The organism is Microbacterium sp. 67-17 (assembly GCF_001898325.1).
GTDB classification, from domain to species: Bacteria; Actinomycetota; Actinomycetes; order Actinomycetales; family Microbacteriaceae; genus Microbacterium; species Microbacterium schleiferi.
Genome location: NZ_MKTR01000002.1, coordinates 226,995 through 241,161, shown reverse-complemented (window position 1 = coordinate 241,161; position 14,167 = coordinate 226,995). Strand labels below are relative to the sequence as shown.

Annotated in this window: 12 protein-coding genes; 6 read left to right on the top strand and 6 right to left on the bottom strand. The window is 68.8% G+C overall.

The genetic code is table 11. The annotated features are described in order from the left end of the window. The first annotated feature begins 32 nt into the window (after positions 1–32). From BGO47_RS01170 to BGO47_RS01155, 4 genes are all read left to right on the top strand, one after another. Complete coding sequence (locus tag BGO47_RS01170; RefSeq protein WP_292707563.1) at positions 33–1,220, top strand: substrate-binding domain-containing protein; 1,188 nt, start codon at positions 33–35, stop codon at positions 1,218–1,220. Beyond that, positions 1,217–2,779, top strand: a complete 1,563-nt coding sequence (locus BGO47_RS01165) for a sugar ABC transporter ATP-binding protein (protein WP_292707560.1) — start codon at positions 1,217–1,219, stop codon at positions 2,777–2,779. The genes BGO47_RS01170 and BGO47_RS01165 overlap by 4 nt, the downstream gene beginning before the upstream one ends. A gap of 5 nt (positions 2,780–2,784) precedes the next feature. After that, entirely contained in the window at positions 2,785–3,822 is a 1,038-nt protein-coding gene (locus tag BGO47_RS01160) for an ABC transporter permease (protein WP_292707557.1), read from the top strand. A gap of 267 nt (positions 3,823–4,089) precedes the next feature. Next, positions 4,090–4,854: a helix-turn-helix domain-containing protein gene (locus BGO47_RS01155; RefSeq protein ID WP_292707555.1), complete on the top strand. Its 765-nt coding sequence runs from the start codon at positions 4,090–4,092 to the stop codon at positions 4,852–4,854. A gap of 64 nt (positions 4,855–4,918) precedes the next feature. Here BGO47_RS01155 and BGO47_RS01150 read toward each other — a convergent pair whose 3' ends face one another. The 4 genes from BGO47_RS01150 to BGO47_RS01135 all read right to left on the bottom strand — a co-directional run bounded on the left by BGO47_RS01150 (position 4,919) and on the right by BGO47_RS01135 (position 8,071). Then, entirely contained in the window at positions 4,919–5,944 is a 1,026-nt protein-coding gene (locus BGO47_RS01150; RefSeq protein WP_292707552.1) for an NAD(P)-dependent alcohol dehydrogenase, read from the bottom strand. After that, entirely contained in the window at positions 5,941–6,177 is a 237-nt protein-coding gene (locus tag BGO47_RS01145) for a helix-turn-helix transcriptional regulator (protein ID WP_292707549.1), read from the bottom strand. Before BGO47_RS01145 ends, BGO47_RS01150 begins: the two co-directional genes overlap by 4 nt. Continuing rightward, positions 6,177–6,611: a hypothetical protein gene (locus BGO47_RS01140; protein ID WP_292707547.1), complete on the bottom strand. Its 435-nt coding sequence runs from the start codon at positions 6,609–6,611 to the stop codon at positions 6,177–6,179. The genes BGO47_RS01145 and BGO47_RS01140 overlap by 1 nt, the downstream gene beginning before the upstream one ends. A 212-nt stretch (positions 6,612–6,823) precedes the next feature. After that, on the bottom strand, positions 6,824–8,071 hold the full coding sequence (locus tag BGO47_RS01135; protein WP_292707544.1) for an FAD-binding protein: 1,248 nt from the start codon (positions 8,069–8,071) through the stop codon (positions 6,824–6,826). A gap of 193 nt (positions 8,072–8,264) precedes the next feature. Between BGO47_RS01135 and BGO47_RS01130 the strand changes: the two genes are divergently transcribed. Together BGO47_RS01130 and BGO47_RS01125 are read left to right on the top strand one after the other, a co-directional pair. Beyond that, the gene (locus BGO47_RS01130; protein WP_292707542.1) at positions 8,265–8,537 is read left to right on the top strand and encodes a DUF6412 domain-containing protein; all 273 of its coding nucleotides are present in this window, start codon (positions 8,265–8,267) and stop codon (positions 8,535–8,537) included. 126 nt (positions 8,538–8,663) lie between these two features. Continuing rightward, positions 8,664–9,404, top strand: a complete 741-nt coding sequence (locus BGO47_RS01125) for a YidC/Oxa1 family membrane protein insertase (protein WP_292707539.1) — start codon at positions 8,664–8,666, stop codon at positions 9,402–9,404. Positions 9,405–9,510: 106 nt separating this feature from the next. Here BGO47_RS01125 and BGO47_RS01120 read toward each other — a convergent pair whose 3' ends face one another. Both BGO47_RS01120 and BGO47_RS01115 read right to left on the bottom strand, forming a co-directional pair. Next, positions 9,511–13,236, bottom strand: a complete 3,726-nt coding sequence (locus BGO47_RS01120) for a bifunctional proline dehydrogenase/L-glutamate gamma-semialdehyde dehydrogenase (protein ID WP_292707536.1) — start codon at positions 13,234–13,236, stop codon at positions 9,511–9,513. Between the two features lie 342 nt (positions 13,237–13,578). Continuing rightward, positions 13,579–14,139 carry an acyl-CoA thioesterase gene (locus tag BGO47_RS01115; RefSeq protein WP_292707534.1) on the bottom strand — a complete coding sequence of 187 codons (561 nt, stop codon included), beginning with the start codon at positions 14,137–14,139 and terminating at the stop codon, positions 13,579–13,581. Positions 14,140–14,167: the final 28 nt, after the last annotated feature.

Below are 14,167 nucleotides of genomic sequence, written 5' to 3'. Positions count from 1 at the left end.
CCACCCACCAGAAAAAGACAAAGGAGCACGTCATGTCCTTGCATCACCACGCAAAGAAGCGCGGTCTGATCGCAGCATCCGCCGCCTTCGCCGCCGTCGCAGCCCTCATCCTGAGCGGCTGTTCCACGACGACCGACACCCCCTCGGCCACGGAGTCCGCCGGCGCGGTCCCCACCGACGTGAGCGCCGCCGTCGCAGCCGCCTACGAGGGCACCTCCGGCCCGTTGCCAACCGAGTCCCCGGAGGTCTCGGCTGGCCACGACGTCTGGATCGTCTCGGCCTACCAGATGGTTCCCGGGCTGGCCTACCTCGCTGAGCAGCTCAGCGCTGCCACCGACACTCTCGGCTGGGAGTCGGAGATCTGCGACGGCCAGAACAACGCCAACAGTGGCTGGGCGAACTGCGTCCGCCAGGGTGTGGCTGCGGGCGCCGACAGCATCGTCCTGCTGAGTGTGGACTGCGCTCCGGTCAAGCAGGCACTCGCCGAGGCCAAGGCCGCCGGCGTCGCGATCGCGGGCATCTCGTCGTTCGACTGTGACGACCCGAGCCAGGGCGCGTCCGAGGCGATGTTCGACACCGAAGTGCAGTACGGCGACGGAATCGACGGCGTCGCCGATTTCTTCGAGAAGAGCGGGCGCCTGCGCGCCGACTACATCATCGAACAGACCGGTGGCAACGCCAAGGTCCTCCACGTGGCGTTTGAGGGCGTCGCGATCGGCGACTACCTGAGCAAGGGCTTCGAAGAGGAGCTTGCCGCCAAGTGCCCGGACTGCGAGATCGTGAACACCGTCTCGATTACTCCCGCCGATATCGCTCAGATGCGCCAGAAGTTTGAGACGGGGCTCTTGCAGGCAGAGGACGCCAACGCGATCGTCGTTGACCTGGGCTTCATGCTTGCCGGCGGCATCCAGCAGTCGATCGTCTCCAACAACGCGGCAGATGGACGCGTCGTCCTCGGGGGCGAGTGCACGCAGGATGAGATCGGCTACCTGCACGACGGCGACGGGATCCAGGCCTGCATCGCGATCTCTAACGGGCGCGCCGCGTGGTCGCTGGCCGACCAGCTCAACCGCTTCTTCAACGGTCAGGAAGCCGTCAAGGACGGGATCGGCTGGACCCTGTTGGATGCCGAGTCGCCGAACCTCCCACCCGCGGGTGAGAACTACGACGGTCCGCTGGACTACCGCGCGGGCTACTCAACGCTCTGGGGCGTCGAGTGAGCTCAGGCTCGCCCACGCTTACGCGTACCGGTGGCCCGGAGCCTGTGCTTCGGGTCACCGGCCTGTCCAAGACGTACGCAACCACGGTCGTCCGCGACGTCACGCTCGACATACGGCCGGGCCGGATCCATGCCCTGCTGGGCGGCAACGGGTCGGGCAAGTCCACGCTGCTCAAGATGATCGCGGGCGTTGTGCCTGCCGACCCCGGCGGCACTCTCACCGTGCAGGGTCGCAGCTACGACTCCCGCGAATACGGTGCCGCGGGCGCAGCGGCAGGCGGGCTGCGCTTCGTGCACCAGGACTTGGGCCTGGTCGATCCTCTGAGCATCGCCGAGAACTTCGCCCTGGCCTCGGGGTACCCGCGCCCCCTCTGGGTCGACGACCGCGCGCTCGTCGCCGATACGACGCGTGAGCTGGCCCGCCACGGCCTTCCCTTCGATGCACGGATGCCGGTGGGGGCGCTGCGGCCGAGCGACCGTACCCGCGTCGCGATCGCCCGCGCGCTGCGCGGAGCCGACCAGACCGGATTGACCCTCGTGCTGGACGAGCCGACCGCGAGCCTTCCCCTCGCCGAGGTCACCTCCCTCCTGAACTCGCTGCGCGCCCTGCGAGAGGCCGGACACGGCATCGTCTTCGTGACTCATCGCCTTGGCGAGGTGCTCGCGGTGGCCGACGACGTCACGATCCTCCGTGACGGCGCCGTGGCAGCATCCGGACCCGTGAGCGACTTCGACGAGCAACGCATTCTCACCGAGATCGCTGGGCACGCACCCCAACGGCTGGTCGCCGACACCCGGGATTTCGCCGGCGAGCCGGTCGTCCTCGCGGTGCGGGATCTGTCGGCGGGCCCCCTGCGCGGGATCGACCTCGACCTCCACGCCGGCGAGATCGTCGGAGTCGCAGGACTCGTCGGTTCCGGACGAAGCTCGATGCTTCGGGCACTGTTCGGCGACCTCCCCTCCCAGGGCGAGGTGCACCTGCACGGCCGACAGCTGCAGATCCGCTCGAGTGCGGACGCCGTCGCCGCGGGGATCGCACTCGTGCCCGAGGATCGGCTCCGCGAAGCTGCCTTCCCTGAGTTCGCGATCTGGGAGAACCTGTCGGCAGCCTCCACGAAGGGCTTCCGCCGGTGGTACGGCTTGTCGGCGCGGGCCGCCCGTCACGCGGCGCCCGCCATCATGCGCGATTTTCGCGTCCGCGCGCACTCTGCGGTGGCGGCACTGTCGAGCCTGTCGGGGGGAAACCAGCAGAAGGTCATTCTGGCGCGGTGGATGCAGCACAGTCCGTCCGTGCTGCTCCTGGACGAACCCACGCAAGGGGTCGACGCCGTCGCCCGCGACGAAATCCACCGCCTGGTGCGCCGCAGCGTCGACGCCGGAGCGACGGCGCTGGTCGTCTCCAGCGACATCGAAGAGCTCGAGCAGCTCTGTCACAGTGTCGTCGTCTTGCAGGAGGGACGAGTGGCCACCCGACTTCGCGGGCACGACGTGCACAGCGACACCATCATCGCCGCGATGCAGCAGGCGCCGCATCCGGCCGAACCCGACCCAGGAATGTGAACGCCATGACCGAGACCCTGCCCCCGTCCACACTCGCCCCCACCTCGACGCTTCCGATCCCTCCCGAGAAGCAGCGGCGCAGCATCGGGGCAACGATCGAGCAGTACGGACTGCTGATCCTCGTGGTCGTCATGATCGTGATCTTCTCGGTGCTGCCCAGCTCGGGTCCGGCATTCCGCAGTGTGTTGAATGTGCAGACCCTCGTGGCCAACCAGTCCGTGGGTCTGATCGTGGCCATCGCACTACTGTTTCCTCTCGCGGCAGGCTTCTTCGACTTCTCGGTCGGCGCCGTCGCGTCGGCCAGTTGCCTCGTACTCGCGGCGACCACGGCCACCTATGGCTGGCCGCTCTGGCTCGGCATCCTCACCGCCCTCGCTTTCGGGCTCGGCATCGGCGCGGGCCTGGGCTGGATGGTCGCGTACCTGCAGGTCAACCCGTTCATCTCTACCCTCGGCGTCGCCACTCTCCTCGGCGGTGTCATCTTCGCTTACACGGGCGGCCTGCAGATCACAAGCGGCATCCCCGAGGCGCTTCCGGTCATCGGGTCGGGCTCGATCGGCGGTATCCCGATCATCGCCATCGTGGCAACAGTGATCGCCGTCATCGCATGGTGGCTCATGTCCAAGACCGTCTTCGGACGCCACCTCTACGCCGTCGGGGCGAACCCGCGCGCGACACACCTGCTGGGAGTCGACGTGCGGCGCGTGCAACTGCTCTCGTTCGTCGCCTCCAGCACGACGGCGGCCGTCGCCGGCATCCTGCTGCTTGCCCGGCAGGGCGCGGCAACCTCCGACAGCGGGATGACGATGCTCTTCCCCGCTCTGACGGCGGTGCTCCTGGGCACGATCGTCATCCATGTCGGGCGCCCCTCGGTTCCGGGCACCGTCATCGGGCTGCTGTTCATCGCGGTGCTCGTGAGCGGGCTGACCCTCTCGGGCGCCCCGGCGTGGGTCGGACAGGTCTTCAATGGTGCAGCGCTGTTGATCGCGGTAGCCTTCGCGAGACTCGCGCGTGGCTCGAAGGCTGCAGCGCGAACCGTATGAGAGGCGGCCCGGCGATGGATGCTGAGAGCGGCCGCCGTGAGGCTCTCATGTTCGGCTGGCTCGAGCCCGACGGTGAGAGATTCGATCGCGCACAGGACACCACCGACGCCATCGTGGTGACGACCCCGGAAGGGCAGGCACTGCCGCAGTTCGGCATCCGATTCCAGATCGGCCGTATCGAAGTGGCGAACATCACGGGCGGGGCGGTGGATGTCGAGCCGCTGCCCACGGCGCGCGAGTGGCGCGGCCTGATCCTCGGCTATCTGCATGCGGGCATGCCTCTCGATCACACAGGAGTCTCGCACCCTGGCACTGTCGGCCGGACAGTTCGTGTTCTATACCGGGGCCCAGCGCTACCGGATCACTGCCGAGGGTCCGCACGAGTTCTTGGTCGTTCGGATCCCGACCGCATCGATCGCCCTGCGCCACAGCCACTTCGCAGACGCGATAGCCACCGACCTTTCAGCCGCTCCCTCGGCGCCCCTGCTTCGCGCACTGCTCGAGGAGCTGTCGCGGCTTGCGGTGCCGCCGAGTCTCGCGGCGGGCGCTCACGTGTCCGACGCGCTCATCGCCGCCGCCCACGCCGTGATCGCCGATTCCCGAGATCCGGGATCGGCAGCGGTTACCTCTCGCTTTCACGCATTCGTGTTGTGGCTTGAGGATCACCTGTCCGAGGACGGACTGAGCGCCGAAGACGTGGCCAACGCACATTTCGTCTCGACGCGGTACGTGCGGCGCGTCTTCGCAGCCAACGGGACGACGGTCTCGGCCCTGATCCGCCAGCGCCGACTCGAGCAGATCCGCAACGACCTGGTCGACCCGGCCTACCGAGACACCCCGATCCGCACGGTCGCCGAGCGGTGGGGACTGGCTGACCCCGCCGTCTTCAGCCGCGCCTTTACACGCCAGTTCGGTCTCTCGCCCCGCCGGTACCGAGCACTCCACATGCGACAGGGGCAACCCGATGCGCGGGACTGGCACCAGCCGGCGATCGAGCCCACGCCAGAGCCCGCCGGCCCGGTCGGAGGCTGAAGCCTCGAGCGGATGCATCCGCCATGACTCTCCGACGGAAGCTGATCTGACCGACCGAAGCGGCTCACTCGACCGTGACGACGACCTTGCCGACGGCATGCCCGGCATCCACGTGTGCAAGGGCATCGCGCGCCGCCGCGAACGGGTAGGTCCGCTCGATCACCGGTCGGATGCTGCCCCGACCTGCCAGCTCCAGCAGCTGCGCCAGGATCTCGGGCTTCGCGGCGGCGGCAAGCGAACGGATGCGGCGAGCACGGCGTGACACGAAGGCGGCTTTCAGCATCCGTCCCATCGGGCCGAGGATCTTTCCGCCAGCGCCCGAGACGAGCACGACGGTGCCGCCCTCTCGCAGCAGCCCCTGGAGTTCGGTGAGCGGGGCGGTGCCGGCGATGTCGATCACCGCGTCGAAGGATCCCGCGGGAAGCTCGGGAGATCCCGGCTGCACCCGCGTGTAATCGAACGCGTGGCCGGCCCCGAGGTCTGCCACGAGATCGAGCGCCCGCTCGCCGGCCAGTGCCCACACCTCGGCGCCGCGCTGGGCGGCAAGCTGCACGGTGAAGGTGCCGACCCCTCCCGCCGCACCGATCACGAGCACGCGGCTGCCGGAAGCGACGTGCGCGGCATCCAGGGCCTGCACTGCTGTTCCGCCTGATACGGGCAGCGCGGCGGCGAGCTGCGCCGAAACGTCGGCGGGCCGGGCTACTGCTCGGGCGGCAGGCATGATCGCGTACTCGGCTAGACCCCCGCCGACGCCGATCTCGGCCACCACCTCGTCATCGATCCGAAAGCCCGTCACCCCGGGTCCGACCGCGACCACCGTGCCCGCGACATCCATTCCTCGCGTGCGAGCCCGGGGGCGACGGATGCCGAACGCGAGCCGCACGAGGTACGGGTCGCCGCGCATCAGGCGCACGTCTCCGGCGTGGATGCCGCACGCTCGTACGCGGACGAGAAGGTCAGTGGCGCCCGGTGTGGGCACGGGGAGCTGATCGGACACGACAACCTCGGGTCCGCCATAGCTGTGCTGGAGCCACGCGGGCATCGTGGTCGCGGGCGTCGAAGAACCCGGGGCGGATACGTTCTCGGTCATGCTGTCGCTCCGTCTGCGGCATCCGTCGGGTACTGGAAGAGGTCGTCGATCGCGACTCCGAACAGTCGCGAGAGTTGAAAGGCGAGTTCGAGGGAGGGCGAATACTTGCCCTGCTCGATCGCGATAAGCGTTTGGCGGGTGACCCCGATGCGCCGCGCCACCTCGGCCTGCGTCATCCCGGCAGCCTCACGGGTCGCGCGAATGGTGTTGGTGATTCTCGTCGGCTTGACCATTACGGCATCCCCCGGCGATACACGACGATGCGGGCGATGCCGCCGATGAAGGCGGAAAGGAAGAAGCCGGCGAAGACCGCGTTGCCGATCCAGAACCACTCGGCCTGCACCATCGCGAGGATGAGGGCTGCCAGCCCGCCGATAACCATGAACGCCTGTCCGACCCGGTCGCCGAGATGCTCGATCTCCCGGTCGCGCTGATCGGCACGGTGTTCCTCGTCGGGGTCACGCATGCCCGCGCCGATTCCCCACAGGATGCTGATCACAATCGAAACCACGATGGCCCCGACGATCGTCCAGACCATCGGCCACTGCCAGGCGATCTCACCCACGGGCAGTGACCACACCTGTGGCAGCACCAGCGCCAGGTACACGATGGTCCCGACGGCGCTCGCGATCAGTTGCGACCAGGTGTTTCTCTCGACGTACCCCATGTCGACTCCTCATTGCTTGAATGTATAGAATCTTTGACATCACTGAGCGTAGAGTCGCGCGGTATTCGTGTCAAGTTTTCTTTACATGTCGCGGGTTGGCGTGTGGACTCCGTCGGATGCCGAGTCCCCTGTCGGACTGATCCGCCCGATAGCTCCGACCGAACCCGCGGAGTCCGACGGATGCTCCGCGCTCGTGGGCAGGGCGCAGCGGGTCAGACCAGTCCGAGGCGATCGAGATAGTCGTTGGTGAACCTGCCCCGAGGGTCCAGCCGTGCGCGCAGCGCAGCGAACTCGTCCCATCTCGGGTACCGGCTGCGGATGCGGTCGGCATCCATCGTGAAGACCTTGCCCCAGTGTGGGCGCGCCGACTCGGGCAGAGCATCCTCGATTCGGGGCAGGAGGGCTTCGACACCGGCCGAGTCGGGTCGCCACGTGAAATGAAGACCGACGGTCTCCCGCCCGAACGCGGGACTCAGCCAGAGATCGTCGGCTGCCATCGTGCGCACTTCGCACACGTAAAGCAGCGGGGCGATCGCCGGCGCGAGTGCGCGCAGCGCCTCGATCGCGACCCGAACATCGCGCCGGTCGATGAGGTACTCGCTCTGCAGTTCCGCGCCGGCCGACGGTGTGAACTCGAGCCGGAAGTGCGGCAGCCGCGAGTGCCACGGACCCGGAACTCCGCCCTGCACCGTGCACGGCTCGGGTCCGACCCCGGGCACCGGATGCCGCGGGCCGTCCGCCGCGCGCCCCCCGGCTGCCAGCACGGCGGCGGCATTCGCTCGTCCCGGACGCGCCTTGACCCAGACCTGGTCGATCGTGTCGGCATCCTGCCACGTGGTGAACAGGCTGACACTGTCTCCCGCGCCCGTGACCGCGTCGAACCGGGCGAGCACGTCGTCCCACCGGGCGCTGTCATAGACCGTCTGCGCAATCTCGTATGCCGGTTCGAGCTCGAGCGTCATGTGCGTGACGATGCCGAGCGCTCCCAGTCCCACGACCGCCCCGGCGAACTCCGGATCACCGCGTCGCAGTGTCAGCACCTCGCCGTCGGCGGTCATCAGCTCGACGCCGAGCACCTGTGTGGCAAGCGAGCCGATCCGATCCCCCGACCCGTGCGTCCCGGTCTGCACCGCACCCGCGACCGAGATGTGCGGCAGCGAGGCGAGGTTGGCGAGCGCGAACCCGGCGGCATCAAGGGCGGGCACCAGATCGCCGTGGCGAAGGCCCGCCGAGACGCGAGCTGCGGCGGCATCCGTGTCGATCTCGATCTGCCGCGGCATCCTCGCGAGCGAGACGAGGGCGCCCTCGGTATCGGCGATCGGGCTGAACGAGTGACGGCTGCCGAGCGCCCGCACCCGCGGGGTCTGAGCGACGATGTCGGCGAGCTCGCCGAGGTTCGCAGGCTCCTGCACCGCCTCGGCGCGGTACGTGAGGTTTCCCGCCCAGTTCTGCTCGCCCATCCCCCCATTCCAGCATGTCCGGGCCGGCGCGCAACGCGGGGCCGGCTTGTCGCAACGGCGCACGGTTTAGCCGACACGCCGACACACGGATGCCGCACCCGGCGTGTCGAGGATGATCTGCGCCGTTGCGGCTCGCCACGGCGCCGCGCCGGGGCCCGGTGTTACCGTGTGACTGGCGAGAGGAGGCCGACGGATGCGTAACGCGACCGGTGCGCTGCTCGCCCTCATCCTCTCGACGCTCGGCCTCCTGGCCCTCGCGGATGCGAACACCGTGACATTCGCGGTGGTCGTCGTCACGACAATCGCGCTCGCCGTCCTCGCGCTCCACGCGATCACGCGGCCGGGATCAACGCGGCAACGCCTCGCCCGCGCCGGCGGACAGATCGACCCTTCCGCGCTCGTGGAACAGAGCGACCCGGATGCCGAGGGCCACGCCCGCCCGAGGGCACCGGGACTCGCGGCCTAGGCCGCCACCCGTTCGTCCCGCTCCTCCGGAGCTCCCGCCCGCATCCGTCATGGGGCGCGCCCGGACGTTCGATGACCCTGCGGCCAGACGCACCCGCATCCGTCATCGACCCACCGGGAGTCCGCCATGGACCTGTTCGCCTTCCCTCCGCTCGCCTTCCTTCTCGACACCGCCTACCAAACGCTCATGGGCCTATCTGACCTGCTCGCACCTCTCGCGGGCGCCGCATCAGCCGCCCTCGCCATCGTCATCATCACCCTGTTCGTGCGCGCCGCGCTCATTCCCGCCGGCATCGCCCAGGCCCGCTCGGAGCAGGTACGCACCCGCCTGGCCCCCCGACTGCGGGAGATCCAGAAGCGGTTCCGGAAGAACCCCGAACGGATGCAGCGCGAGATGATGCAGCTCTACCGCGATGAGAACACCTCACCGCTCGCCGGCATCCTGCCCGCACTGATCCAGGCTCCGATCGTCGGCCTGATCTATTCGGTGTTTCTGCGCACGACCGTCGCCGGTCACCCGAACGACCTGCTGAGCGAGCACCTCTTCGGCGTACCGCTGGGTACCAGCTTCGTCCACTCCCTGGGTCAGTTCTCGGCCGAGACGGCGCTCGTATTCGGCATCCTTCTCGCGCTGATGGCGGCCGTCGCCGAGGTTACACGGCGCGCCTTTCACCCACCGCTTCCCGCGGACCCGGATGCATCGCCCCTGGCATCCGCCGGCGTGCAGCGCCTGCTCGGGTTCCTGCCCTACCTGAGCGTCGTGTTCGCGGCGTTCGTGCCGCTCGCGGCCGCGATCTATCTCGCTGTGACGGTCACCTGGACACTCGGCCAGCGCTGGATCCTGCGGCGGTTCCACCCGCTCGAGTGACGCCACAGTCGCAACGGCGCACGGTTCGGCCGACACTCCGGCATCCGGATGCAGCCACCGGCGTGTCGGAAAAGATCTACGCCGTTGCGACCGAGCGTGCGCCCAGCTAGATCACGCCCTCGGACCAGTCGTCGGGGTTGCCGAAGCGGTGGGCGGTGATCGTGATCGACTGCTCGTGCAGGAACGGGAGCAGCTCGATGCGGCCCGCTGTGGTCACCTCGTTGTCGTAGATCGCGACATCCGGGTCACCGCCGACGGCCTCGGCGAGCGCGGAATGCAGCGCCGCTACCGCGTCGGCACCGCCGACAAGCCGCACGCGGGGTGGGCGGGTCGGCCTGGGCTCGCCGGCAACGGCATCCGCGACATCCTGCCCGGGGCGGGCGACGCGGTCGAGCCACTCGTCCTCGGTCTCGACGAAGACGTTGACGTCCTGATCGCTCAGCGCCCGGCGCACCGCTGCGGGCAGCCCGACGGGGGCGCTGACGGTTGTGGCCGACCCGGTACGGATGCCGGCAAGGATGACGCGCAGCAGCGCCTGCCATGTCGCATCTCCGGTCGCCCGGATGGCGACCTCGACCGGCCGGTAGCGGAAGAGGTTTCGCTCCACGCCGAGCCGCGAGACATCCGTGACGCGGCCGAACTCGTCGTTCCATGCGACAGCGTCCGAGAGTGCGGCGCGGCGGAGCCACTCGAACGCGGGGTAATCGAGCGAGGCCTGGGCGGCTTCAATCACTGTCGTGATGCGCGAATCCAGACCACGCAGGTGCAGCGTTGACGACGGGGCACCGGCATCCGTCCCCCGCCAGCCACCGAGGCCGATGAGGTAGTTCGGTCCGCCAGCCTTCGTGCCCGGTCCGACCGAGGAACGCTTCCAGCCACCGAACGGCTGCCGCTGCACGATCGCCCCGGTGATCCCGCGGTTCACGTAGAGGTTGCCGGCCTCGACGGTGTCAAGCCAGAGCGCGAGGTCGTCGGGGTTCTGGGTGTACAGGCCCGCCGTGAGACCGTAAGCGACGGCGTTCTGCAGCTCGATCGCGTGGGAGAGGGAGTTCGCGTGCATGATCCCGAGCACGGGTCCGAAGAACTCCTCGAGGTGCACGCGCGAACCCGGCTCAACCCCGACACGGATGCCTGGACGGAAGAACCTGCCGGAATACTCGGGTCCGAAATCCAGCGGCTCGGGGGTGACGAGCCACTGCTCGCCCTCGTCGAGGGTGGTCAGCGCCCACTGCAGCTTGCCGCGGGGCGGTTCAATCACGGGGCCCATTTCGGACCGAGGATCAGTCGGCGGCCCCACCCGCAGCGCGGTCGCGGCATCCACGAGCTGACGCGCGAAACGCTCCGAGCGCCCGACCGGGCCGACGAGGATCGCGAGCGACGCCGCAGAGCACTTCTGTCCCGCGTGCCCGAAGGCGCTCTTCATGAGATCGGATGCCGCGAGGTCGAGGTCTGCAGACGGCATGATGACCATCGCGTTCTTGCCGCTCGTCTCGGCCAGCAGCGGCAGATCCGGCCGCCAGGAGCGGAACAGGGCTGCCGTCTCGAACGACCCGGTCAAAATGACGCGATCGACATCCGGATGCGAGATCAGCTGCTGTCCGAGGCCGCCTTCGTCGATGTCGACGAGGGCGAGCACGTCGCGCGGGACTCCGGCCTCCCAGAGGGCCTCGGCGACAACCGCAGCGCAGCGCCTTGCCTGCGGTGCGGGCTTGAAGATGACACCCGACCCCGCGGCGAGCGCGGCCAGCACACCGCCCGCGGGAATCGCGATGGGGAAGTTCCACGGCGGCGTGATGACCGTGAGGCGCGCGGGAACGAACACCGCGCCGCTGACCCGATCGAGCTCCCGCGCGGTCGCGGCGTAGTAATTGGCGAAGTCGACGGCCTCGCTCACCTCGATATCCGCCTCGGCGAAGACCTTGCCCGTTTCGGATCCGGCGACCTCGATCAGTTCGCCGCGCCGAGCCTCGAGCGCCCGGGCTGCAGCCTGCAGCACCGCCGACCGGTCGACTGCCGGCATCGCGCCCCACCGGGTCGCCGCGCCGCGGACACCCGCGACGACCTCTTCGAGCCGATCGGCATCCGTCACCCGGGATGCCTCGATTGTGGCGTCCCCCGCCGTCGACACCGCCATCCGCTCGAGCACCTGCCGGGCCCACTCCCGGTTCGCAGGCAGCGCCGGGTCAGTATCCCGGGCGTTGCGGAACCCCGGCGCGCCGGCCGCGACGCCGTCGGACTCGGTCGCGGAGTAGATCGCCGTCTCGACGTACTCGACGCCGCCGAAGCGGGCGATGCCATCGTCGGATGCCGCGGAACTCGCGATCCCGAGTACAGCCTGCGTCAGACCGCCGACCTGGGGCGGCGGGGAGTCACGAAGAATACGTTGTTCGGCAGCCCCGTCGGCGGCCTCCTCAACCGCGCGGCTCTGTCGGCGGTTGGGTCCGGCCGGAAGCCCGGGATCGGCGGCGCGCTCGAGCGACGCGACGAAGCGATCCCGCTCCCGCTCGAACAGCGCGGGATCGTCGGCGAGATCGAACGCTGCCGACAGGAAGTTCTCGCTCGACGCGTTCTCCTCCAGCCGGCGCACCAGATAGCTGATCGCGACATCGAACTCCTGCGGGTGCACGACCGGGACGTACAGCAGAACGTGACCGACCTCGCGCGAGATCGCGGCGACCTGGCCCTGGGCCATGCCGAGGAGCATCTCGATCTCGATGTCTTCACGCACGCCCCGCTCACCCGCCAGCAGCCAGGCGTACGCGATGTCGAAGAGATTGTGACCGGCGACGCCGAGCCGCACCGCGTCCGTGTTCTTGGGCTGCAGCGCCTCGTCGAGGCACCGCAGGTAGTTGGCGTCAGTGTCCAGCTTGCGGTCGTAGGTCGCCAGGGGCCAGTCGTGCATGATCGCGTCAACCCGCTCCATCGCAAGGTTGGCGCCCTTGACGAGTCGGACCTTGATGCGGGCACCGCCGCCCACGACCCGCTGGCGCGCCCACGCCGTGAGCTCCCGCAGCGCGGGAAGCGCATCGGGCAGGTAGGCCTGCAGGACGATCCCCGCCTCGAGGTCGCGCAGCCGCTCGTCCTCGAGGATGCGGGTGAAGACCGCGATCGTCAGGTCGAGGTCGCGGTACTCCTCCATGTCGAGATTGATGAAGGTACGGCCGCCGTTCTCCGGCAGCCCCGCCGCGGCGGTGAGGTACAGCGGCGTGAGGCGCTCGACGACGGCATCCACGATCTCATCGAAAGCCCACATCGAGATATGGCTCGCGATCGCCGAGACCTTCACCGAGACGTAGTCGACATCGGGGCGACGGATGAGGTCGTGGATGCCCTCGAGCCGGCGCAGCGCCTCACGTTCACCGAGAACGGCTTCGCCCAGCAGGTTCAGGTTCAGTTTCGCGCCGCCCTCACGCAGCGCCGCGATAGCGGGGCCGAGCTTGTCGGGTCGGGCGTCGACGACCAGGTGCGAGACCATCTCGCGCAGCGCGCGCCGGGCGATCGGCACGACAGGCGTCGGAAGCACGGGCGCGACTGCCCCGCCGACCTTCACGGCACCGCGCAGGTACCACGGCAGAAACTCCGGCGCGAGCGGCGCGATGCGCGAGAGCGTGGATGCCGCGGCCGCCAGACTCTCGGGTCGCATGACGCCGTCGACGAACCCGATCGTGAATGGTAGACCGTTCGGATCCTTCAGGACTCCGGCGAGGCGCTGGGCCGAGGCATCCGCGGGAAACTCTGCGGCTTCGGCGATCCAACGCGCGGCGAGGTCGATCGCGCGCTGCGCCAGGTCGCCCGACGGCGCGGATGGCGCCGTGTCGGGGGTCTCGTGCATGCGATCAGCCTACGTCCGGGCGACCCGCAGAAGAGGTTGCGCCAGGCGGGCATCCGGGGCGGGTGTCTGGCCTGTGGCTAACTCCTCATATCCGCGTCGACTGGCGCATACCTAAGCCGCGAAACCGGCCGAATCGGGTTGAGGATGAGGAGTTAACCGTGCAGCAGCACGACCACATGATCGCGGCGAGAGTCGGGCGCTAACCCGCGATCGACGACTCAGGATGTCACTAACTCCTCACATCCGGCCCGCGTCGACCCATACGGCGGCGCTGACCCTGCCGTGTGGCCCGATCTTGAGGAGTTAGCGACGCGGCTCCGGCGCCCGGTATCTGGCCCAGGGTCAAGCCCAGATGCTCGGCGCCTCGGCCTTCGTGGGCGGGAGGGCGGACGCCGCTGCCCAGTCGTGGATCCAGGACGAGACATCCGGGGTGTCGTCGGGGCGACCGACGGCGGCGAAGAACTCGTCGTGGGTGACCGTTCCGCCAGCGCGCTTGAGCATGCGCGAGCGGATGATCGCACGGGCGAAGATCTCGCCGTTCACGACGGCGCGGTGCTCGAGGTACAGCGCCTTGTCGTCGTGACCAATGAAGCGCGACTCGACGTCGAAGCGCTGCCAGAGCTGGAGCGACTTGCGAAACGAGATCGTCTCGCTCGAGACCACGGCATACCAGCCACGCTCGCGCATCGCATCCAGCAGCCCAGACCTGATCAGCAGATCCCAGCGTCCAAGATCGAAGAGCGAGAGGTATCGCCCGTTGTTCATGTGGCGCAGGATGTCGATGTCGGTCGGCAGCGTCGTGAGGCGAATCCGCGCCACGCCGGTGGGCGACACGAGTCCCTCGCGGCGCCTGCGCCGCCGGGCCTGCCACATCACCAGCATCGTTCGCCACATCACGTTCACGAGGGGCGATGCTAGGGGAGAACGCATC